Raw genomic sequence first — 20,665 nt, 5'->3', positions numbered from 1 at the left:
TGTTGAAAGGGTGCCGGGCATAGTCCCGGCATTTCTCTTTATGCGGGCTGCCTGGCTAGTGTTTCAAGGCGGTGGGGTCAAAGACTTTGTCAGGCTCGGAAACCAGCTTGCAATTGATGAGCGAACCCAGCATGCCGATTGCACCAATCGTGAAGGCAATGGCTGCCAAGCTGAATTCACACGTGTTGTTGCGGAAGAGATGCCCAACCCAGCCACCGGCAATCAGTGCGACCAGCAGCGATGTGATGCGGCAACTGCTCTGGATGCTGATGCTGGTGCCGCAGTGAACGCAGCGTTGCGAGGCGAAAGCTGCCATCACAGCCATCCGATGCCAAGGCTGCCGGTGTCCGCATTGTGGGCAGAGGTGCATGATGCACTTACCCATCAAGTGGTCGGTGGTTCCGAAATGTGACGTCTCGAATTCGAATTCTGTGCAAAAACAGCTGGGGCGCCCGCAGACGCCCCAATTTCGGTGCACATTGAGACTGCTACGGAATCAGCTCGCCGCCCTTCCAGGTCTGTTGCACATGTTCCAGTGCAGTGACGTCCTTCAGCGGATCTCCCGCGACGGTGATGACGTCGCCGAACTTGCCCGGCTCCAGTGAACCGGCCAGCTCGGACATGCCGAGCAACTCCGCGCCGGTCACCAGCGAGGTCTGCATGGCCTGCTTCGGCGTCATGCCCAGCCGCACGAGTGTTGCGAACTGTTTCGCCGGGGTGACGGACCAGTCGAAGCCGCCGATATCGGTACCGAAGGCAATCTTCACGCCGGCCTTCATCGCGCGCTTCACGGTTTCCTCATTCACGGCGATCATCTTCGGCCACACGCCGCCGCGACCCTCGGCCACCATTTCACCAGCCAGCGTGGTGGGCACGTAGTAGATGCCCTTCTGCTTCATCATCGCCAGGTCTTCGTTGGCGATGTAGTCGCCGTGCTCGACGGAGTCCACTCCGGCGACGACCGAGTTGTGCACGCCGTTCAGGGCCGTCGCATGCGAGGCCACCTTGTGGCGCTGTCGGTGCGCCTCGTCCACGATGGCGCGCAGTTCGTCCACGGTGAAGGTAGGTATGTCATCCAGCACGCCGTCCGAACGCAGCACATAGGAGCGGTCGCTGTAGACCTTGATCCAGTCAACGCCGTAGCTGAGTTGCTCGCGCACGGCCTTGCGCGCGCCTTCCACGCCATCCACCTCCTGCACGCCGTGCGGCAGGTGCGGCTGCAACTCCCAGGCGTAGCCCAGCACCGGATAGGCGCCGGTTACATCCATGGCGCGGCCGCTGGTGAACATGCGCGGGCCCACGATGATGCCCTGGTTGATAGCCTTCTTGATGTCGACGTCGGCGTAGCCCGCGCCCTCGGTCTCCATGTCGCGGATGGTGGTGAAGCCGTGCTTGAGCGCCAAGTGGGCGCTGCGCGTGGCTCGCAGTGCGCGGAACGCCACCGACTCCTTCAGGATCTGTTCGTCATAGTCGGCGGAGGTCACGTCGCCCTGCAGCAGCACGTGGGTGTGGCCCTCAATCAGGCCGGGCATGCAGGTGGCGGCGGGTTCGGCGGTGTAGAGCATGGCCTTGCTGCCCGGAGCGGCCAGCTTGTCGGCTTCGGCGGGCTTCAGCAGCCCGTCAACGAGCTTTGCCACGCGGTCACCCTGTATGACGATAGAGACGTTGTGGCGCACGGCGTCGGCCCGTCCGTCCCAGAAATTGGGGCAGGCGATGACCACGGTGCGTGCGGGCACAGGTGCCTGCTTTTCAGGGCGTGGGGCCTGGGCAAACAGGCTGGCGGAAAGTGCGAATGCCAAAGCGACAGAAAGACTCAAATTACGATGCATGGGCAGAGACCTCGGAGAGTGTTGCACCGAGTTTAAAGAAAAATTCTGCCCCCGGCGCAAACATTTCGGGCGGGCACAGACGGGCGGGCTGCAAACGTTAACGCGCGGCCTCAGCCCGTTCATACTTCGCGATGATGATTCCTGATTTTGCCGCCGTGCTGCTCATGAGCTTCATGGTCACAGGATGGCTTGTCTGGCCAAACAGCTTTTTGCCTTTGCCCAGCAGGATGGGGTAGATCAGCAGGTTCAGACCGTCGATGAGGCCGGCCTCCAGCAGCGGCGGATAGAGCGTCGAACTGCCCCACACCACAATGTCCGGGCCTTCGCCCGCAGCAATTTCCTTCAGCTCGTCAAGGCTGCCCAGCTTGTGGCTGTTGGCCCATTCAAGTTCTGACTTGCCGTGGGTGAACACGTACTTGTTCGCCTTGTTGAAAGCGGCGAAAGGGCTGTTGACGGGAGCGTTGGGCCAGTAGCGCGAGAAATTGTCATACGTCCGGCGGCCAAGGAGCAGGTCATTCGGTTTTTCCAGCGAGCCGACCATGCCCATCATGGCCGCCCTCGCCGCATCGTCTGCAAACTTCCAGGTCCACCCTCCGAGATCGAAGCCATTGCTGGGATCTTCCTCGGCGCCGCCCGGTCCCTGCATCACGCCATCGAGCGACAGATGCGCACTCGCGAGAATCTTCCGCATATTTATTCTCCTGATCGCGCCCAAAGCGATCTTCGTCTAACGGGTGTGCCGCCACCTGCGTGTCTCCGCACCGTGCTAGTGAGGCGTGTTCGTTGGCTGCTCTGCGAGAGAACGCTGGTAGGCCTTCCAGCCCGGACACCATCCGGTGTGCCAGCGCCAGAGCCGTGCCAGCAGGCTGCCCGGCTTACGCTCCGCGCGGGCTCTCATCGGACACGTTTCACAGCGGTATGTCTTCGGTATCGTCATGGGGCTCCTCTGGCCGGATATTTTCGCACGGGTGGCAAACCGTCGCACGATTGTCTGGTTTGGGCTAATATTTTCCAATTCATTCCCCGCAGTGCTGGCGCATTGCGGAGATACACGGAAAGAGGACGGAGGGCGGCCGTCCAACAGACGATGCGGTTGCGCCAGTGAGGTTCCCCCCAACCCGAAAGCGGCAACGGCTGGCAAAGGAGAAGCACGGTGGATCTGACAGGCAATCATTCAAAGACAGTGGCAGCGGTGAAGATTATTCGATCTGCTGTTCTGTTGTTGGCGTTCGGCAGCATGGCTTCTCCCGCCGTTGCTCAAACGAGTCGAAGCGCTCCAGCTCCGGGCCGGACCATCTCCGGGGGCGGCTCGCACATAGATCAGGGAATTGAAAATGACACACACCCGCGCACAGTGGTGCCCGACCGCGTGAAGGCGAAGAAGGAGAGTTATACCTACAAGGTTTCCTCCAACCTGGTCACCATCGACGTGGTCGCGCTCGACAAGCAGGGCAACCCGGTGACGGATCTGAAGCCTGAGGATTTCGAAGTCTTCGACAACAAGAAGGCACAGAGCATCACGCGTTGCACCCTCGAAAAACGCGCGACTGTCGCGTCATCAGAGGCTGCGGCGGCTTCCGGCGCACGCGCTGCGGGCAAGAGTAAAGCTTCCGCGACTTCGCCCGACGGATTCATCAGCAACAGCGCCGGCATCTGGGACGGAGCGGTCAACATCATCCTGTTCGACACGCTCAACACGCCGCTGGAGGCGCAGCCCTACGCGCGGCGCTCGGTGGTCAAACTGCTGCAGCAGTTTGACCCCAAGCAACCGGTGGCCATCTACACGCTTGGCCGCGAACTGCGCCTGTTGCAGGACTTCACGCCCGATTCGGCCGCTCTGCGCAAGGCCGCCGGCGGTATCAAGATCGAGGCTCCGCTGGATCAGAGCGTCTCGGTGTCCGGCAATGAGTTCGTCAGCGACGATGTTGCCCAAGGCATGTTCGGCCAGATGGCGACGTGGTTCAACGAAGATGCGGCATTCAACAATGACGATCGCATCCGCCGTACGCTCTCCGCATTTCAGGATGTGGCGAACCACACCATGGGCTACCGCGGCCGCAAGAACATCATCTGGGTCTCGGCGGCCTTTCCTCTCTCATTCCTGACCGACTGGGCCGCGGAAGACAATTCGCAGCGGCTGTATTACCAGTCGCTGCATGACCTGGCGGCGCAGCTGGCCACGGCCCGCATCTCCGTCTACCCGGTGGATGCACAGGGGCTGATGACCTGGGCCAGCTACAGCCCGAAGAAGTTCATGGCGATGAACTCTGCGCGGCGCGGTGCCACCGACCGCAATGGCCGTCCCATTGGCGAGCGTATGACGACCTCTCTCTCCGACGATGACGCACAGGCCTGGGCCATGCACAGCGCCATGCAGCAAATCGCCGACGAGACCGGTGGCAAGGCGTTCTATAACACCAACGACATCACCACCTCCATTGAAACGGCGCTCGACTCCGGCTCGCAGTATTACGCCATGGCCTTTGTGCCGCAGAATTACCAGCCCGACGGACGCCTGCACGATCTGAATGTGAAGGTGAAGCGCGGCGGTGTGACCCTGCAATTCCGCAAGGGCTACTACGCGGTGCAACCGGCTGACAGCGAGCACCCCAGCGAGGAGCGTCGCAAGCTGATGGCCGCCGAGATGATGGAAGTGATGCGCGACAGCCAGCTCGCCACCGGCATGCCGCTCAAGGCGCGGCTTGACCCGGCGGGCGCGGCATTGATGACAATTCCGGTCGAAGCCTTCAATCCGCTGGCTACTGACGAGAACAAGCATCGCCTGCTCGTTGAGTTCGCCTACGAGGTTTTTGACGCCAGCAACAAGTCGCTGCAATTTGACAGCAAGAGCGGCGGCTATGACCTGGCGGAGGAGCAGTGGAAGTATTTGCAGCAGGTGGGGGTGAATCAGAAGCTGCGTGTGCTGCTGCCCGCGGGCGCCGCGCGCGTGCGCGTGGCCGTGCGTGACCTGGTCACGGACCGGATTGGCGCGGTGGACCTCGCCGTACCCAGGCCATCCGCCTCGGCAGCGCCTGCTCCACAGGCGAAGCCCTGAGCTTTGACTCAGCCACAAACTTCTTCAAGCAGGGCGGCCGCGTGCCGCCCTTTTTCCTGCCGTGAAATTCGTCCGTCTTTTGCACAGGGAATCCACATAAGTCCCTGTATACCAGTCAGTTTGCACAATTCTCGGGGATTGACCGGTCGTCGTCCGGAAGCTAGTGTTGGGAGAGATTTCGGCCAAAAGCAGTTGGCGAACCGGATGCGCCGCAGTGGAAACCTAGATCGTTCCAGCCACCTTCTCTGCGGCACTTGCGAGCCCGAAAAAAAGTCTGCGGCAACTAACCCGTTGCCGGAGTGTGGCTTCGGTTGATTTCCACAAAAGGCGTTCCGGCGGTGAGGCAGTTTTCCTAGGGCTAAGGGATTAAAATACAACATATTGCGGTACCCCCTTGACAGGCACTATTCGTGGGAGTACTGTTCGCTTCCCAAGGGTTGCTCAAGTTGTTCCCCCCGAGCAGCACTTCAGGGATGGGCAAGGAGGGTCGACGCCGCCGCAAGCGGAGGCCTTCAATCGTTTTGCCGGAGGCGCGGATCTGGGCGCTTCTGGCGGGGCAAGCTCAAGCTTTTGCGAGCAGCTTGTCCGGCAGGAATCAGGGCCAGAGGTGACCCGGGGTTCCGCGGTAGCAGTTCCAGAGGTAAGCCTGCTGTCGAGTCTTCCGGAAAAGCGCTAAACGCTAATCCGTCAGGCAACAGATCAAGGTTCCGTCATCTGCGAATGACGGATTCCGCAAGCGTTCCTTGCAAAGTGCCAGTCCGGTGCCATAGCGGTGGCCGCCGGACCGGCAGAAGACTCCTCGCTCGGAGAGGAGGCCCGGATACGGCGGTGATTTCACCGTCGTTCCCGGCAGGGATTTCTGTCCCCAAAAATCCGGGCTGCCGGACCAGAGACCGGCGGGCAGTAACTCGTTTCAGGAGATGGCAGTCTTCGGGACGATGGCAGCAAAGCGGGCCGGCGTGAGTCCGGCATTGAGCGTAGAGAGAGTTCAGGAGTAACAAGATGGCAGAAGTCAGTGAAAAGACATCCGCGGCAGCAAAGACCGCGACGCCAATGACGCAGAAGAACAGGAAATTCGCCGGGCTGAGCTTCAAACGCATGTTCACCAAGGCGGGCGTTTCCCCATACGATGAAGTGGAGTGGGAGACGCGCACGGCGTCGATTACCGACGCCAAGGGCAACACAATTTTTGAGCAGAAAAACGTCGAAGTCCCCAAGGACTGGTCGATGACGGCGACCAACATTGTCGCCAGCAAGTATCTGCACGGGCAGCTTGGCACGCCGGAGCGTGAGACAGGCGTGCGCCAGTTGATCTCGCGCGTGGCCGAGACCATCTGCAACTGGGGCAAGCACGACGGCTATTTCCACAGCGACGACGACGCGCAGACCTTCCATGACGAGCTGGCCTTCCTGCTGCTGCATCAGTACGCGGCCTTCAATTCGCCGGTCTGGTTCAACGTGGGCTGCGAGCGTATTGAGCCTAAGTCCGACGCGCAGAACTGGCACTGGAACGCCGAAAAGGGCGGCATCGAATTTGCCCCCGTGGGCTACCGCAAGCCGCAGTGCTCGGCCTGCTTCATCAACTCCATTCAGGACACGATGGAGTCGATCCTGACCCTGGCCAAGACCGAAGGCATGCTCTTCAAGTGGGGCTCGGGCACCGGCACCAACCTGTCTCCGCTGCGCGGCTCCATGGAGAAGCTCTCCGGCGGCGGCACGGCCAGCGGCCCGCTCAGCTTCATGAAGGGCTTTGACGCCTTTGCCGGCGTCATCAAGAGCGGCGGCAAGACGCGGCGCGCGGCCAAGATGGTGATCCTCAACATCGATCACCCGGACATCATCGACTTCATCGAGTGCAAGCGGAAGGAAGAGGAGAAGGCCTACGCGCTGATGCGCGAGGGCTACGACGGCACCAGCGGCCCGGATTCGGAAGCCTACTCGTCGATCTTTTTCCAGAATGCGAACAACTCCGTCCGCGTTACCGACGACTTCATGGAGTCCGTCATTAAGGACGAAGAGTTTGCCACGCGCGGCGTGCGTACCCGCGAGGCCATCCATAAGTATTCGGCGCGCGAGCTGCTGCACAAGATTGCCGACGCCACCTGGCAGTGCGGCGATCCGGGCATGCAGTACGACACCACGATCAATCGCTGGCACACCTCGAAGAACACGGCGCGCATCAACGCCTCGAACCCGTGCTCGGAGTACATGTTCCTCGACGACTCCGCCTGCAACCTGGCATCGCTGAACCTGCTGAAGTTTGCGCCGAACGGCTCGTTTGACGTTGCCGGCTACCGCCACGCAGTCGACCTGCTGATCACCGCGCAGGAAATCTTGGTGGACAACTCCGGCTACCCGACCGAGTCGATTGCAAAGAACTCGCACGACTACCGCCCGCTCGGCCTGGGCTACGCCAACCTTGGCGCCCTGCTGATGGCCAGTGGCCTGCCCTATGACAGCGACACCGGCCGCTCCTACGCAGCCTGCGTCACGGCCATCATGTGCGGCGAGGCCTACGCGCAGAGCGCGCGCATTGCCGAGAACTGCCCGACGCTGACTCCGATTACCGAGCCGACCAAGCAGGGCGAGATCACCGGCGGCGCCTGCCCGGGCTGGTACATCAACCGCGAGCCGTTCCTCGACGTCATCCGCATGCACCGCGCGTCGGTGAACAACATCAACAAGAACAACGTGCCGAAGGAACTGCTGGACGCCAGCCGCGTCTGCTGGGACGAGGCGCTGGCGGCGGGCGAAAAGTCCGGCTACCGCAACTCGCAGGTGACTGTGCTGGCCCCGACCGGCACCATCGGCTTCATGATGGATTGCGACACCACCGGCGTGGAGCCTGACCTGGCTCTGGTGAAGTTCAAGAAGCTGGTGGGCGGCGGCATGATCAAGATCGTGAACAACACGGTCTCCTCGGCGCTGTTCAAGATCGGCTACACGCAGGAGCAGGCGTCGAAGATTGCCAGCTACATTGATGCCACCGGCACAATCGAAGGCGCGCCGCACATCAAGGAAGAGCACCTGGCCGTCTTCGATTGCTCGTTCAAGCCGGCCAAGGGCACGCGCTGCATCCACTACATGGGCCACCTGAAGATGATGGCCGCGGTGCAGCCGTTCATCTCCGGCGCCATCTCCAAGACGATCAACATGCCGGAAGACGCCACGGTGGACGAGGTTGCCGAGGCCTACGTGGAAGCCTGGAAGCTCGGGCTGAAGGCGGTGGCCATCTACCGCGACGGCTCGAAGAAGGCGCAGCCGCTTTCGTCGAAGGGCTCGGCCACGGCCGAGGGTAAGTCCGAGCCGGTGGTGACGACCGCCGTGGTGGAAGACGAGAACATGCAGGCCCCGCCGCGCGCACGCCGCCACAAGCTGCCCGACGAGCGCCGCGCCGTCACGCACAAGTTCAACATCGGCGGACACGAAGGCTACATCACCGTCGGCACCTATCCGGAGGGGCAGCCGGGCGAAATTTTCATCACCATGGCCAAGGAAGGCTCGACGGTCAGCGGCCTGATGGATTGCTTCGCCACCGCCTGCTCGCTGGCCCTGCAGCACGGCGTGCCGCTCAAGCTGCTGTGCGAGAAGTTTGCGCACACCCGCTTTGAGCCCAGCGGCTGGAGCCACAATCCGGACATCGGCTTTGCCAAGTCGATCATGGATTACATCTTCCGCTGGCTGGAACTCCGCTTCCTCACCGGCGAGCAGCAGTCGCTGTTTGCCGACATGCGGATGATTCCGCAGCCGGCCGTGGCCTCCACGGAGACCGTTGAGAAGGTGCAGGCCGTGGCCGAGCCGGTCAAGAAGCCGGTGCACGCCACGCAGGCGCTGAAGGGCATGATCGACCTTGGCGACGCGCCAAGCTGCTCGGTCTGCGGCGCCATTATGACGCGCAACGGCAGCTGCTACCGCTGCAATGAGTGCGGCTCCACCTCGGGCTGCTCGTAGGCTGCGGGCGGGCCACAGAAGCCCGCATCGCGCCAAGCCTGAATGACACAAAGGCCCCGGATCTCCCTCCGGGGCCTTTTCTCCATAGGCTGGAACACAGCGGACACAATCAGAGATGAGTCCGGCAGTGCCTCTCTGACAGAATCAGCGCCATCATTCTGCAGAGCAGGAGCAGGTGCCTGACAAGCCTGATCGCGTACGTGGTTCCTCCTATCGCTCCACTTCTTCGTGTTTGGTCTCGAACCAGCGATAGAGCGTGGGCAGAACGAACAGAGTGAGCAGCGTGGAAGTAACCAGTCCTCCGATGACGACGGTTGCCAATGGACGCTGAACTTCAGCGCCGGCACTGGTGGCAACAGCCATTGGGATGAAGCCGAGGCTGGCGACAAGTGCCGTCATCAGCACGGGCCGAAGTCGCGTAATTGCGCCTTCGGTCACCGAGTCTTCAAGCGACGCCCCCTCCCTGCGCCGTTGGAGGATGTAGGAGATCAGCACTACACCGTTCAGCACGGCAATGCCTGATACGGCGATGAAGCCCACTCCGGCAGAGATGCTGAGCGGCAGTCCGCGCAAGGCAAGCGCGATGACGCCTCCGCTGGCAGCAATGGGCACGTTCAGGAAGATCAGCAGCGCTGGTCGCATCGTGTTAAAGGTTGTGTGAAGGAGAATGAAGATCAAGAACATTGAGAGCGGCACGACGATCATCAGTCTCTGCGTCGCGCGCTGAAGGTTCTCGAATTGTCCGCCCCACGTCACCCAATATCCGGTCGGCAAAGGAACTTTGCTTCCAACTGCCGCCTGCGCGTCCTTGATGAAGCTGGACAGGTCGCGCCCGCGCACGTTGGCCTCAACGCTAATGCGACGGTGAATGTCAGAGCGGCTGATCTGTGCGGGGCCCTCCTCCACCTTGAGTTCCGCTAATTGGCTGATTGGAATGAGGCGGCCTTGTGGATCAGCGACCTTGAGGTTGCCGATCTTTTCGACCGCATCGCGATCTGTCTTGGCAAAGCGGACCTGCAGCGCAAAGCGTTTCTGTCCTTCAAGGACCTGCCCGACTTCCTTGCCTCCGATGGCTTCCACGGCATCGAGCACGTCCCGTGCATTGATTCCGTAGCGCGCAATCTGATCCCGCTTGATGTTCACGCGGAGGTACGGCAGGCCGCCGGTCTGCTCGGCCTTCACATCGGCGGCGCCCGGGATCTGTGACACGACGCGCACGAGTTCGTCTGCCTTCTGTCGAAGCGTGTCAAGGTCGCTGCCGTAAAGGGTGATTGCAACATCTGAGCGCACGCCGGCGATCAGCTCCTGCATTCGCAATTCAATCGGCTGAGAGTAGCTGAAGATGTTTCCCGGAACCTTCTCGCGGAGCGCCTTGTCAAAGACTTCGATTAATCCCTCCCGGGTCGAAGCGGTCTTCCACTGAGCGTGCGGTTTGAGGATCACATAAATGTCGCTGACCTCTACTCCCATTGGGTCTGTGGCAATTTCCGCGCGGCCGGTACGCGACACCACTGTCTGCACCTCTGAAAACTGCTTCAAAACGTTCTCTACCATCGTGGTGCTGTGAATGGATTCAGACAGTGCGACGCTAGGCAGGCGCCAGCTTTGAAGAGCGATTGTGCCTTCGTCCAACCGGGGAATAAACTCAGCCCCCATGAACATTGTTGTTACACCGCCAGCGGCCAGCACAAACGCTGCGGCAGCAGCCGTGAGTTTTGGACGCGCAACGACCTCATTCAGCCAGGGTACGTACCGTTCCTTCACTTTGTGGATCAGTTTCGACTCCTCTTCTTTTACGTTCTTCGTCAGGAAGAAGGAACTGAGCACCGGCATAAGGGTTAACGCAAACACGAGCGAAGCGATCAGCGCAAAGATGACCGTCAGGGCCATTGGACGGAACATCTTGCCCTCGATGCCTTCGAGAGTGAGGATCGGAACGTAGACAACGATGATGATCAGAACGGCGAAGAACACCGGTCGCGCTACTTCGCGTGCAGAATCAAGCACGACGGCGAACGTGTTCTTCGCGCCACGCGATTTTGCCTCTGCCAGGTGACGGATGATGTTTTCAACCATCACCACGGAGCCGTCGACAATCAGGCCGAAGTCGATGGCGCCGAGGCTCATCAGATTTCCGCTGATGCCGAACCACACCATTCCGGCGAACGCAGCAAGCATCGACAATGGAATCGCGGCCGCCACGATCAGCGCTCCCCGGACGTTGCCGAGCAGAAGCAGCAGGATCACGATCACCAGCAGAGCGCCTTCCAGCAGGTTTTTCTCCACGGTCTTGATCGTCTTTTGAACGAGTGTGGTGCGGTCGTAGTACGTTTCGACCGTGACTCCCGCGGGCAACGTCTTCTGAATTTCCTGCAGCTTCTGGTCAACCCGCTTGGCGACAACGCGCGAGTTCTCACCAATGAGCATCATGACCACGCCGGTGACAACCTCGCCCCGGCCATCTCGGGTCGCCGCACCCTGGCGGAGCATCGGCGCGAACTGAACGTTTCCGAGGTTCTTGATGTAGATGGGTGTGCCATTCTTCGTGGCGCCTACAACGATGTTGCCAACGTCTTCCAGAGAGCCAACCAGGCCCTCGCCGCGAACCACATACTGCTCCTGATTATGCTCAATGTACCCGCCGCCGGAATTGAAGTTGTTCCGTTCCAGCGCCTCGAATACCTTTGCCAGCGGGATGTTGTAACTGACCAGGCGGTTCGCGTCGAGTTGCACTTCGTATGTCTTCAGCTCACCTCCGTAGCTGTTCACCTCGACGACGCCAGGGACCGAGCGCAGGAGCGGGGAGATATCCCACTCCAGGATGCTGCGAAGCTCCATCAGCGACTTGCCATCGCCACGAACCTCGAACTGGTATATCTCGCCCAAGCCTGTGCTAATTGGACTCATCTCCGGGATGCCAAACCCTGCGGGGATTGCTTCTTTCGCCTGCGGCAGGCGTTCCATCACCAGCCTGCGGCAGAAATAAACATCCATGCCTTCCTTGAAGAAGATCGTCACCGAGGAGAGGCCGAATCGCGATATCGAACGAATTTCGGTAACGCCCGGCAATCCGCTCATGGCGGTTTCCACGGGGAAGGTGACCAGGCGCTCGACCTCCAGCGGACCGAGGCCGGGCGAGTTTGTCAACACCATGACCTGGTTGGGCGTCACATCAGGGACCGCATCAACCGGGAGAGCCTGCATGGCCCAGATGCCCACGCCGATCACGAGAAGCGCGAAGACGATAACGAGAAAACGATTGCGCAGTGCGAGTTCAACGACCTTATTCATCGCGCTACTCCCCCTCGCCGATCTGCTCACGCAGGAAGGCTGCCTTGACGTAGAAGCTTCCGTTCGTCACCACCTTCTCGCCGGCCTTTATGCCGGACCGAATCTCAATTGCGGACGTGGTGCGCTCGCCGAGTTCAACCACGCGCTTTTGGAACTTGGAAGGCTCGGTCTGGATGAAGACAACTGGCTGGCCGTTGATCTCCTGCACGGCCGTAGCCGGGACACTGATTGCCGTGCGTGACTCCTTCGTCGGGAGGGAGACAGTGGCGAACATCTCCAGCTTGAGGCGCCCATCCGTGTTCGGCAGCACACATCTCAGTTTTGCCGTACGCGACGCCGGATCAAGGGTGTCGCTCAGATGAGCGATGGTTCCCTTGAAGATTTCGCCGGGATAAGCGGATAGCGTGACATCGCATTGTCCGCCGCGTCCGACGTAGCGTATGTCTTTCTCGTAGACATCGGCCAAGGCCCACACGGTACTCGTGTCCACTACGGTGAGTAGTTCCTTGTCACGGTTGATCACTTCGCCCCTGGAAACTTCAAACCTGGTGACTACACCGGACAGAGGCGAGCGCAATGTGGAGTGGGAAGAAGTCCTGTGGAAGGATCTTTCTGAGCCGCGCTCCGGGCTGTTAAGCCGGCGAATCTCCGGGTCGGTGAGTCCAAAACGGTGGAGCTTTTCCTCTGCCCGCGCCAATTCCGCTCTGCGGCTGTCGACCTCCGCGTTTGCCTGCTGGTATTCGGCGCGCCGAAGATCGAGTTCGCGCGGCGAGATTGCCTCGACAGCAATCAGCGAGTTCGCGCGGTCCAGCGATTTCTTCGCGACATCGCGTTGCGCTTCCGTCTTCCGCAGCAGTCCCGAGAGATTGTTGTATTCACCGACGTATTCTCCAAGCTCCACGTTGTCGTAGACGATCAGCCGCTGGCCCTTGCCGACGCGGTCTCCAAGCTGAACCAGCACATCTTCAACAACACCTTGTGAAAGGGGCGCGATGTGTGAGACGCGGCCCTCATCGGCGGAGATTACGCCTGTTGTCGCGATTGTCTGCTCCAAGGTCTGGGTGGTGCTTTCGGCAATTTGAATTCCGCCATTCTTCTGCGCCGCAAGACTGATCTCAACGGCATTGGGCTCGGACTTTTCATCCGCTTGCTTTGACGGCTTGTTGCGAGTGCGAAGCAACAACGAACCAGCGGCGACGGAGGCGACAATAATCAACCCGAAAATCAATGCTTTCTTGTTCACTCTAGAAGTCCTTTCCGACCGAAGCCGCAAGCTGGAACGAGGCGATGTTGTAATTGAACAGAGCGAGGTTGTAGGCCCGCAGGGTTTCGCGATAAATGCGCTCGGCATCAAGCAGTCCGATCAGGTCGAGTTCGCCCAGCCGATACGATTGCTGCGCGGTCTCATGTGCCTTTCGCGCGGCGGGAACGTACTCCTGTTCGAGCGCGCGCAACAGGTCAGCCTGCCCCTGAAGCGTCTGATAGTTCTGCTGGACTTCGCGCCGCACAGCGAGTGACGCTCGAGTGACCTCAAACCCCTGCTGTTCAATCCGCGCATTAGCCCGCTCAACACCGCCTTGGTTGCGGTTAAACAGCGGCAATGGAAGATTCAGTCCGAAAACGGCGGTGTTTAGCCCTGTATCGCGTTTGTATCCGAAGGACGGCGTGACATTGGGCAGAGCTTCTGCCCGTTGCAGGCTGAGTTCGCGACGGTCACGTTCAAGTCGCTGCCGGGCAGCAGCCAGATCGGGGCGATTTTGCAATGCGGCCTGTTGAAGCTCGGCCAGGTCGAAGGAGGCGGCACTGGCGGTGAGCGGCTCCGTCACATCAAACTCGGCGGCTAGGTTGGGAGAACCCAGAACCTCGAGCAGGGCAGTTCGCGAATTTTGGAGTTGAAGTCTCGACTCAAGAACATCGGTGTAAAAGCGCAAACGCTCGGCGCGCACGCGATTCATCTCGAGTCCCGAGAGCTCGCCCTGCTTGAAGCGCGCCTCGTTGAGCCGGATGATCTCGTCGAACTGTTGCAGGATGTCGCTGGCAAGTGCGGACTGCGCTTTGGCCAGGACAACTGTGTAGTAGCGCTGTTTGACTTCCAGACGGACCTCGCGCTCTGTATTGAGCACGTCCGAGTCGGTTGCGCGAAGTTCATACTGCGCGATCCCGGTCCGCTTTGAACGTTTGCCGCCTGTTTCGAGCGTCTGCCCAACGCGGAAACTCAGCTCCTGGTTATTCCAGAATGAGCCTTTGTTCGATTCAAACAATGGATAGCTTTCGGAGTTGATATCGAGGCTGGGGTTGGGCAAAAGACGCGCTTGCCGCAGGCTCGCCCGGGCAATCGCCACACCTCGCCGGTCACGTTGCAGAGTCGGATTCTGCTTCAGTGCGATCTCAAGCGCATCCTGAAGAGAAAGCTGTTGGGGAACGTCAATCTGTTCCTGTTGTGCGACGGCCCGGGGGAGGCCGCCGAGCAGAGCTGTAGCGCAAAGCCCGATCACAAGTATCGAGCAGCTTCTTGACAGCCACTTCGGCAGGAAGTGGCGCGCGTTCGGCTGAACGCTTCGCATAGTAAGCATGGGGTATCGTCCGTTTCATCAAAATGCCTTGGATGGGCCAACAAGACACACATGTACCTTGGTTGGCCAAGACAGAGAACGGACTAAGCGCGTGGGGGGCGGTAATAGGGAGAAGAGAAATTCAGGTGCGCGGAGGAAGGTGTGTCCTGCACAAATTCGCCGGAAAAGGGGAGTGCTGCTACTTCAAAGTATGGGCTTGCGGTGATGTGCGAACAGCAGCAGAAGCAGTCGTCCTCCGGGGAACTCGGAGAAGAGTGAGAATCGCCGCCAGAGGTGACGGAGACCGCCTTCGACTGAAGGCTCGAAATTCCCAGATCGTCGGTCTGGCACACAGACGGCACACTGGTATCCACCACTGCCCACAGCAGCAGGAGTATCGCCAGGAATCTGTGGCATCGCCGAAGCATACTGATTCATAGCATACGAGAAGCCGGTCGCCTCGACAAGCGAACGCCCGGCTTTAGCGAATCGATCGGAGAGGTCAACACAAAGCACTCTGAGGTGTCTCGCGCTTGAAGGCCTCGTGTTCAAGATGCCGCTGGGGAAGAGGATCAGATGCCATTGCCTCCAGCTCCGCGCACCAAGGCGTACTTTGTCGCTTTGTAGCCGAAGTCACTGCGCGACAGATTCAGCATGCGCGCCGCCTCCGCCTGCACACCGCCGGCACGTGTCAACGCCCTTTGCAGCAGGCAACGCTCAACGTCTGCAAGCACGGCGCGAAAGTCCAGGTTTTCCGGCAGTGCTTCCAGGCAGCGCCAAACGTCGGCATGGCGCTCCGGAACCTGCCCTGTCTCGGGCGTGACCGGCACCTCGTCAATCTCCGGGCCAAGCGCCAGGATGTGCGCGCGTTCCAGCAGATTTCGTAGTTCCCGCACATTTCCCGGGAAGGAATATTCCATGAGGGTTCTTAAGGCCTCAGCGCTCAGGGAGCGAGGTTGCACCTTGAGATCGCGGGCAATCTGCCGGGAGAGCAACTCGCAGATCCCCGGAATATCCTCTTTGCGATCCCGCAACGGCGGCAACGATATGGGGAAGACCGCGAGGCGATAGTAGAGGTCTTCGCGGAACAACCCCTGCTTCACGCGCTCCTGCAGGTTCTGGTGGGTTGCGGCAAGCACGCGTACGTCAACCTTGCGCGTTTTTGTGGAGCCCACGCGCTGCACCTGCCCGTCCACGAGCACGCGCAGAAGCTTGGCCTGCGCTCCGGGCGACATTTCGCCCGCCTCATCCAGAAAGAGCGTGCTTTCATGCGCGGCTTCAAACAGGCCCGCATGCGCCTTGTCCGCTCCGGTAAACGCTCCTCGCTCATGGCCAAAAAGCTCGCTTTCCAGCAGCGTTTCAGTGAATGCCGCGCAGTTGACGGCGATCAGCGTTTTCCCGGCGCGGCGGCTGTTGCGATGGATGGCGCGGGCAACAAGCTCCTTGCCGGTGCCGGTTTCTCCTGTGATGAGCACCGTCGCATCGGTCGGAGCAACGCGGGCAATCTTGGCGCGAACATCCGCCATGGCCAGTGCGTTCCCGTACAACTCGTCGGTGCCAGCGAGCTGCCCGACCGTGCTTCGCAGGAGAGAGTTCTCACGCACGAGCTGCGTGCGCTCGCAGGCGCGACGCACCGTGGCCTTCACCACCTCCGGCGAAAAGGGTTTGGTGATGAAGTCGAACGCTCCCTGCCGCATGCTTTCCACCGCAAGTTCGATGGTTGCGACTGCGGTAAGAAAGATTACGGCAACCGTGGGGTCGAACTCATGGGCTGCGGACAGCACAGCAAGCCCTTCTCCGTCAGGCATCTTCTGATCGGTAATCACGGCATCGAACTCATGTTCGTCCAACTGCCGCGTTGCCGCGTTCACGCCTTCAGCCTCTGCAACGGAGTGCCCCTCCATGACGAGGTTGGAGGCGAGAATCCGGCGCATATTTGGCTCATCGTCGACGATCAGTATCCGGCCCATGCTATTGCTCTCCTTTGTCTGGAGCGTCGTCCTGTTTCAAAACCATTGTGAAGCAGACACGTCCGCCTTCGTTGGTGGAAACGAAGAGATCGCCTCCGTGTGCGCAGGCGATATTGCGCGCAATTGCCAGCCCCAGGCCGGTTCCATGAGCCTTGGTCGTATAAAACGGCTCGAAGATCCGTGCCAGAACCTGCTCGGGAATTGGCGTTCCCTCATTTTCCACCTCAAGGCTCAGCAACCCGTTTTGCCAACATGTCCCACGCAGGTGGACTGTGCTCTGCGGGGAGGCTTCATCGAGCGCATTCATTAAGAGGTTGAGCAACGCGCGCTGAAGCTGCGCGGCATCAACATTCCCGAAGAGTTCACTGTCGGCTGTGCAGTCAACTCGCAAGCCCTTCTGCATTGCATGCGGCCCGGCGATTTCAACAATATAGCCGAGCAAATCCGCAATCGAGGTGCGCGCGCGGTTCGGTGTTCCTGGCCGTGCATAGGAGAGAAAGTCGGTTGTCAGCCGCTCCAGCCGTGCGGCTTCCGAACTGGCGATTGCGTACATCTCCAGGCGCGCCTCGGCCGTGACGCCGGGAGAGTCCGCGGTGGACATGGCGCTGGCGATCATCGCCACCGGGTTGCGAATTTCATGGGCAATGGCACTCGACAGCCGCCCGACAGCCGCCAACTTCTCCTCGCGTGCCAGTTGCGTGCGGGTCTGCTCCAATGCCTTCATGCTCTCCTGCAGTTCAGACTGGTCCCTGCGAATCCGCCGGATCAGCGACCACACCAGCAGGCCAACCAACGAATAAATCAGCGCAATGACGCCGGCTTCCAGATACTCCCCCACTGGGACCGGCGGATGGTAGGTTGAAAAATGCCAGACCCAGAAGAACATCATGGAGTCTGCTATGACGATAACGGCAAGCAGGGACACGAGGCCGAAATAGAAGGCAGCCTGAAGCACCGGCAGCGCCAGCAGTACGAAATACGGACTCTCAATTCGATTGGTCAGCAGAGTGAACAATAGGGCGAGGCACAGATTGAGCGCGATGGAGGCCCAGTTGAGCCATGCGGCCGTGGAAGATGACACACTTCCTGCGCGCGCCTGAAGCCAGAGCAACTCCATCAGCTTCAGCAGGAATGCGCCACCAAGGGCCACCAGCAACAACGGCGCCGGACTGCCGAGAACCTCCGAAAACAAGGTGTGCAGCAGCAGCAGCGCCGCCAGCACGAAGAGATTCAGTACGGCAAAGATGCTCTGCTGCGGATGAAATGACTCAGGCTCGATGTGTGTTAACACCGGATATCCCGCGTCCCTTTCGTGGAGTGATTTCACAGCGTCATAAGAGTACGTCAGCCCAGGTGAGAACAAAAGGGAGCCGAAGCTCCCTCTTGGAAGACATTGCTAATCCTTGTCGCCCTCATGCTGCTCAGGAGTCACAGCAGTGGGCGCGGCTGCCCCAGGCGATGCCGGCATGATGGCGCGCACCCCGAACTCATGCACCAGGCGCCCGCCGTTATGTGCCGTATTTACGAGCAGGAGCGCACCTGCCGAGTAGAAGATAAGAAACGCCAGCGGCAGTATGCTGGAGACAAGCCGCCCCTGAACACTCTTGATCCAGCGTGGTACGAACAGCAACGCCGCGTAAATAATGGTGAGGACGCTGAAGACCGCACGGGTTTGTTCGGCAAGATTCTCGTGCTTCTCCAGAATCTGGTTGATCTCCGGAGTGCGTTCGGCGAGTTCCCCCGCAGCCTCTCCGCTTCCAACCGAGACGAAGACAGCAATCGTCCCCAGCGCCATCAGCGCAAGGCCGATGAGATGGTAGGGACGCGCCTTCTCCGGCGGCACGACTGCTCCCACAATGACCAACAGCGGAGCAATCAGCAGAAGCACAATTGGAAAATGAATAATCAGCGGATGAAGGCCGTCCCAACTCGGAATTGGCGGAAATTGAAACATATCGATGCTCCTCGATCTAAATGTGCGGGGCCGCCACTGCGGCGGCCCGTTGGCTTTCGCACTAGCTGACCTTTACGTACTTGTCCTTGGGATTAAAGCAGGAGGGACACTTGGCAAAGTTCAGGTTGGTTGTGGTGTATCCGCACACGGTGCAGACAAAGAAGTCCTTCGCCTTGGAGCCCTTCAACTGCGGAAGCTTGTTCAACGCCTCGGTGTAGAGCTTCGCGTGCTCGGCTTCTGCCGTACGCGCGTAGTTCAACGACTTGATGGCGTCCTTCTGGCCGTCAGCGCGCGCCTGCTTCAAGAAGTCCGGATACATCGTGTCGCGTTCATAGGTCTCGCCCTTGTTGGCTGCTTCCAGATTTTCTTTTGTGGACTTCACCACGGGCTTTTCGATGTTTGCCTGGGGCGTTGCACCAAGCTTCTTGATGACCTCGGCATGATTGGCGGCATGAATCTCTTCAGCGCGCGCGGCGGCTCGGAACAGGCTGGCAACTTCTCCGTAGCCTTCCTTGGCGGCCTGGTCGGCGAAGGCCAGATAGCGGGCGTGGGCGTTGCTCTCGCCGTTGTAGGCGGTCTGCATGTTGGCCAGCGTCTTGGCAGTGGTGGACGCCGCAGCCGTGCAGGCGAGCGCGAGGATTGCGATGGCGAGTACTCCAAAGTGGGTGCGAAGCTTGCTCATGTTCATCTCCTCCGGGGAGGCCACAGCATGACGGCCATCCCTCTGTGAAGGAGAAAAGCATTCACACTGCCAAAGTGTGATGCCGCTAAGTGCTTGATTGTCCGTGGGACATGGAAGGCGAAGCCAAGCGGCCGCTCGCTTTGTCAAAAACCTTGGACAACGAATGTCAAAGGATTCGGACGATGAGCACAGGAACCCACGTCCCGCGCGAGCCTGAACGACACAAAGGCCCCGATCTCCATCCGGGGCCTTTCCTTTTGCGTTGGCTTTACTCTGTGTAATCCAACCACAATTCATTCGCGTTGAAGTTACTGTTGCACTACGCTGTGGAAGTGCCGCAGAGGCGGGCATGGTGTGCGGGCATGTACCCATTGCAGGGCGTGAGCAGAACCGCCCCGCTCAAGCCAACAGCGGGGTTGAACGGGCCACCAGCAGGGCTTCGAGTTCGTGAAACGAACGACCCCACCCTCTCGCTTCGCGAGAAGGATGGGGCACCCGAAGAACGATGAGTGCAGACCGAAAGGGTGCGCCATCCGCCAGCGGACTGCTGAGAGGATGGACAATGAGAACAAGCACAAGTAAATGGGGCATTTCTGTCTTTGCCCTGTTAATGCTAGTTGGCTGTTCGCATCGTGCTGTCGAGGTGGCGAAAGTTGCATCGAATCCGTCCGCTTACAACGGCAGAGTGGTAAATGTCTCAGGGTGCTTTAAGGCGGACGATGAAATCTCGGTTCTGCTTCCTTGCGGCGAACTTACAAAAGACACACTTCGCCAGGCCGTCTGGGTGGAGAATCTTGCAGCTTTCGAACGCTTTGAATCCATCGCTCCAGCCGGACAGCCCCGGCGTGCTAGTCACGAGGGTACTTTGACAAAAGCAGATCAGGACCGCATGGAACGACTCTTCTCATCGAGAAACCGCAGTCCCTTTCGGGTGACATTGGAAGGAGAGTTTCAAGCGGGTCAGAAATATGGCCATCTAGGTGGTTTCGACAAACAGTTGATTTTGTACAAAGTACTAGCTGCAGAGTGGTAGGCGGGTGGCGCACCCTTTCCGTCTGAGTAAGCAAGTGGGTGCCCTACCCTTCTCGCGCAGCGAGAGGGTGGGGTAGTTAGCAGCTTCGCTGATAACGTAGATTTTGCGCTTGACAGGGAGGGTGGCCCGGACAACGTTCTGTTTGTTGTCCGGGGAAGTTGAACGTCTATGCCGCTGGTTCTCCGACCCGCAGGAGAGTTCTAAAATCGTCTGCTAAGGCCGACCATTATTACTTCCTTCCATTCCATCCACAATTCATTCACGGGGAGCGGACGTCGTGGTTTGCAGGGCGCGCGAAGGGAAGTGTGCCTCTCTTCGGATGTGGGGCGCGCCTCTCCTGCGCGGGTG

The 20,665-nt window shown here is 59.9% G+C and carries 13 protein-coding genes; 3 read left to right on the top strand and 10 right to left on the bottom strand.

Translation table 11 applies throughout. The annotated features are described in order from the left end of the window. Positions 1-55: 55 nt before the first annotated feature. The 3 genes from AC6IZO_RS09755 to AC6IZO_RS09745 all read right to left on the bottom strand — a co-directional run bounded on the left by AC6IZO_RS09755 (position 56) and on the right by AC6IZO_RS09745 (position 2,520). The gene (locus AC6IZO_RS09755; protein WP_497804607.1) at positions 56-316 is read right to left on the bottom strand and encodes a hypothetical protein; all 261 of its coding nucleotides are present in this window, start codon (positions 314-316) and stop codon (positions 56-58) included. Positions 317-488: 172 nt separating this feature from the next. Next, positions 489-1,736 (bottom strand): metal-dependent hydrolase family protein, encoded by a 1,248-nt coding sequence (locus AC6IZO_RS09750; RefSeq protein ID WP_497804606.1) that lies wholly within the window; start codon positions 1,734-1,736, stop codon positions 489-491. 190 nt (positions 1,737-1,926) lie between these two features. Further along, on the bottom strand, positions 1,927-2,520 hold the full coding sequence (locus tag AC6IZO_RS09745; protein WP_497804605.1) for a dihydrofolate reductase family protein: 594 nt from the start codon (positions 2,518-2,520) through the stop codon (positions 1,927-1,929). A 678-nt stretch (positions 2,521-3,198) separates the two neighbouring features. Between AC6IZO_RS09745 and AC6IZO_RS09740 the strand changes: the two genes are divergently transcribed. Beyond that, positions 3,199-4,884, top strand: a complete 1,686-nt coding sequence (locus tag AC6IZO_RS09740) for a VWA domain-containing protein (RefSeq protein ID WP_497804604.1) — start codon at positions 3,199-3,201, stop codon at positions 4,882-4,884. A 1,002-nt stretch (positions 4,885-5,886) separates the two neighbouring features. Further along, the gene (locus tag AC6IZO_RS09735) at positions 5,887-8,835 is read left to right on the top strand and encodes a vitamin B12-dependent ribonucleotide reductase (protein ID WP_497804603.1); all 2,949 of its coding nucleotides are present in this window, start codon (positions 5,887-5,889) and stop codon (positions 8,833-8,835) included. Between the two features lie 210 nt (positions 8,836-9,045). On the opposite strand, the gene AC6IZO_RS09730 is transcribed toward AC6IZO_RS09735, so the two are convergent. From AC6IZO_RS09730 to AC6IZO_RS09700, 7 genes are all read right to left on the bottom strand, one after another. Beyond that, positions 9,046-12,126, bottom strand: coding sequence for an efflux RND transporter permease subunit (locus AC6IZO_RS09730; protein ID WP_497804602.1), 3,081 nt, complete (start codon positions 12,124-12,126; stop codon positions 9,046-9,048). A 4-nt stretch (positions 12,127-12,130) separates the two neighbouring features. Then, on the bottom strand, positions 12,131-13,369 hold the full coding sequence (locus AC6IZO_RS09725; RefSeq protein WP_497804601.1) for an efflux RND transporter periplasmic adaptor subunit: 1,239 nt from the start codon (positions 13,367-13,369) through the stop codon (positions 12,131-12,133). A 1-nt stretch (position 13,370) separates the two neighbouring features. After that, positions 13,371-14,690, bottom strand: coding sequence for a TolC family protein (locus tag AC6IZO_RS09720; RefSeq protein WP_497804600.1), 1,320 nt, complete (start codon positions 14,688-14,690; stop codon positions 13,371-13,373). A 560-nt stretch (positions 14,691-15,250) separates the two neighbouring features. Next, positions 15,251-16,648, bottom strand: coding sequence for a sigma-54-dependent transcriptional regulator (locus tag AC6IZO_RS09715; RefSeq protein ID WP_497804599.1), 1,398 nt, complete (start codon positions 16,646-16,648; stop codon positions 15,251-15,253). A gap of 1 nt (position 16,649) precedes the next feature. Next, positions 16,650-17,939 carry a sensor histidine kinase gene (locus tag AC6IZO_RS09710; RefSeq protein ID WP_497804598.1) on the bottom strand — a complete coding sequence of 430 codons (1,290 nt, stop codon included), beginning with the start codon at positions 17,937-17,939 and terminating at the stop codon, positions 16,650-16,652. A 105-nt stretch (positions 17,940-18,044) separates the two neighbouring features. Beyond that, positions 18,045-18,602: a DUF2231 domain-containing protein gene (locus AC6IZO_RS09705; RefSeq protein ID WP_497804597.1), complete on the bottom strand. Its 558-nt coding sequence runs from the start codon at positions 18,600-18,602 to the stop codon at positions 18,045-18,047. A 61-nt stretch (positions 18,603-18,663) separates the two neighbouring features. Continuing rightward, the gene (locus AC6IZO_RS09700) at positions 18,664-19,284 is read right to left on the bottom strand and encodes a rubrerythrin family protein (RefSeq protein ID WP_497804596.1); all 621 of its coding nucleotides are present in this window, start codon (positions 19,282-19,284) and stop codon (positions 18,664-18,666) included. Positions 19,285-19,846: 562 nt separating this feature from the next. Between AC6IZO_RS09700 and AC6IZO_RS09695 the strand changes: the two genes are divergently transcribed. Then, on the top strand, positions 19,847-20,317 hold the full coding sequence (locus AC6IZO_RS09695; protein WP_497804595.1) for a hypothetical protein: 471 nt from the start codon (positions 19,847-19,849) through the stop codon (positions 20,315-20,317). Positions 20,318-20,665: the final 348 nt, after the last annotated feature.

It is taken from the genome of Oryzophilus luti, from assembly GCF_059726245.1.
The sequence above is the reverse complement of the archived record's forward strand: the minus strand, read 5'-3'. Positions and strand labels throughout refer to the sequence as shown.

Coding starts and splice junctions, on each gene's coding strand:
- AC6IZO_RS09695 (WP_497804595.1), top strand. CDS start 19,847: ATGAGAACAAGCACAAGTAAATGGGGCATTTCTGTCTTTGCCCTGTTA.
- AC6IZO_RS09705 (WP_497804597.1), bottom strand. CDS start 18,602: ATGTTTCAATTTCCGCCAATTCCGAGTTGGGACGGCCTTCATCCGCTG.
- AC6IZO_RS09700 (WP_497804596.1), bottom strand. CDS start 19,284: ATGAGCAAGCTTCGCACCCACTTTGGAGTACTCGCCATCGCAATCCTC.
- AC6IZO_RS09715 (WP_497804599.1), bottom strand. CDS start 16,648: ATGGGCCGGATACTGATCGTCGACGATGAGCCAAATATGCGCCGGATT.
- AC6IZO_RS09745 (WP_497804605.1), bottom strand. CDS start 2,520: ATGCGGAAGATTCTCGCGAGTGCGCATCTGTCGCTCGATGGCGTGATG.
- AC6IZO_RS09735 (WP_497804603.1), top strand. CDS start 5,887: ATGGCAGAAGTCAGTGAAAAGACATCCGCGGCAGCAAAGACCGCGACG.
- AC6IZO_RS09720 (WP_497804600.1), bottom strand. CDS start 14,690: ATGCGAAGCGTTCAGCCGAACGCGCGCCACTTCCTGCCGAAGTGGCTG.
- AC6IZO_RS09730 (WP_497804602.1), bottom strand. CDS start 12,126: ATGAATAAGGTCGTTGAACTCGCACTGCGCAATCGTTTTCTCGTTATC.
- AC6IZO_RS09755 (WP_497804607.1), bottom strand. CDS start 316: ATGGCAGCTTTCGCCTCGCAACGCTGCGTTCACTGCGGCACCAGCATC.